Origin of the sequence: Shewanella sp. Isolate13 (genome assembly GCF_022398325.1) — a bacterium.
Lineage (GTDB): Bacteria > Pseudomonadota > Gammaproteobacteria > Enterobacterales > Shewanellaceae > Shewanella.
Genome location: NZ_JAKEVD010000070.1, coordinates 1 through 2099 on the forward strand (window position 1 = coordinate 1; position 2099 = coordinate 2099).

Below are 2099 nucleotides of genomic sequence, written 5' to 3' on the forward strand. Positions count from 1 at the left end.
TCGCGGAAGGCCCGAAGGTCCCCTCCTTTCCCCCGTAGGGCGTATGCGGTATTAGCAGTCGTTTCCAACTGTTATCCCCCTCGACTGGGCAGATACCTAGGCATTACTCACCCGTCCGCCGCTCGTCACCTCAGGAGCAAGCTCCCTTGTGTTACCGCTCGACTTGCATGTGTTAGGCCTGCCGCCAGCGTTCAATCTGAGCCATGATCAAACTCTTCAATTAAAGTTTTTTTGCTTCACCTCGAAAGGSTCAGCGGCTCAACGAATTCTGTATTACATATTGCTATGAACACTCATTCATTAAGTAAATTTTTGAYTGCTTCGTTAGAAGCARTTTCGAATAACTTAATCTCTGTGAGTGTCCACACAGATTTGCTTGTCATATTGTTAAAGAGCGATGCTAATTCTATTAAGACCAGGTCTTTCAAACTAGCGCCTTAGACGCTTAGGTCGTTTGGCTGAGGAGGCGTATTCTACACTCTCCAGTGTCGGCGTCAAGCGCTTATTTTAAGAAGTTTTTCAAGCGGTGATTTCTTAATCAGAAGTCGTTACCCGAAGCTCTTAAAGCGATTGTCACCTGAGGTTAATTTCCGTAGAAGTTAATCTCTCACTTCTTAATTAAAAGAAGTACTGATTGTGCTGCAAGTCCCGCCCTATCTAGCTTAACGCTGGGTAGGTGGCCTGCTGTGCCGTGTCAGTGGGGTCGCATTATAGGGAGATTTTAAAAGAGCGCAAGCGCTTTTTAAAAGAAAAATACAACTAATTTTTATACCTTTACTAATCACAACCCACTTACACGTTACCCACAGAGTTATTCACAAAGCATTGGCTAATAGCATCATATTGGCCGAGGAAACTAGCTTTAAACTTTATGGAGATCACCTATGAAAACTGACAAACACCCCACATAATGCAAGATCGTAAAATCTAATCTTTATGTTCAAACCAATAAAACTGCTATAAACAGTACTCTCAGTAAAAGCTATCCACGGGGTGCAGCACTGAAAACAGGTGAACTGCTCGATAAGCGGAATTGATCAGCGTATTGCTATCACTCTCTGCATCGAGGTTCAATTTTCTGCCCAGCCTTATATAGGGATAGAAAAATCATAAATCACCTAGGGGTGTTTGCTAGCATACACACAAAAGCCCCTGGCAACTTTAATAAACTAGCACTGAGTCTATATAGCGATCATTTAATAGACCTGGATGCCCACTATGTTTCAGCAGCTCCATTTTCTAACTTGCAGATTATCTTTCAAGAGTAACTAGCACAATTAAATGCTCAACTGCCCATAATGGCCTGAAAAATAGCACTACTACACAGTTGAAAGGCCCCTAGAGTTGCTAAAGCACCGATGGGTAAAGGTTGAACAATCCAGTAGCGTTATCGAAGATCTCTGAATTGGCCCACATCACCTTGCTATTTCATCCATTTAACTAGGACATTTGCTAGCTCTAAACATTAGATGTGGGCAGTGTCGACCATGCATGACTATATGCATATCGGAAGAAGAACGAAGCTGGAAGGCAAAGCACACGGAAGTGCCGAATGCCGGAAACGCATGGATGCAGTTTCAAGCCAAGCTCAGCGGCGGGCGACCGCCATGGATGACGGAAAAGTGTCGATATTGAAGGAGCATTTATCGACCGACGTCGGGAGTCGCTCTTTTCGCGCGACCTATATGGATATAGGAAGTGCCTTAAATTGTCTGGAACAATTTTGGTCAGCGCATATACGAAAAAAGCCCTAGCGTTTTCTGCTAGGGCTTTTTCGTATATTTGGCGCCTGGAAATGACCTACTCGGTTCGCGCAGCGAACACATGGGGGCGAAGAAGCCCTGCTCTGAATGCAACGCATTCAAGGGCTTTGTAGCGCGAGTAACTTGTTACGAAGCTGGAGGCAAGGCACACGGAAGTGCCGAATGCCTGAAACGCATGGACGCAGTTTCAGGCCAAGCTCAGCGGCGGGTCGACATCGGGAGTCGTTCTTTTCGCGGAGCGCATATACGAAAAAAGCCCTAGCGTTGTTTGCTAGGGCTTTTCGTATATTTGGCGCCTGGAAATGACCTACTCTCACATGGGGAGACCCCACACTA

At 45.5% G+C, this 2099-nt stretch carries 1 rRNA gene; it reads right to left on the bottom strand.

From position 1 onward, the window contains the following. Positions 1-223 (bottom strand): 16S ribosomal RNA (locus tag L1D44_RS21605); the annotation flags it as partial. Positions 224-2099 lie beyond the last annotated feature (1876 nt).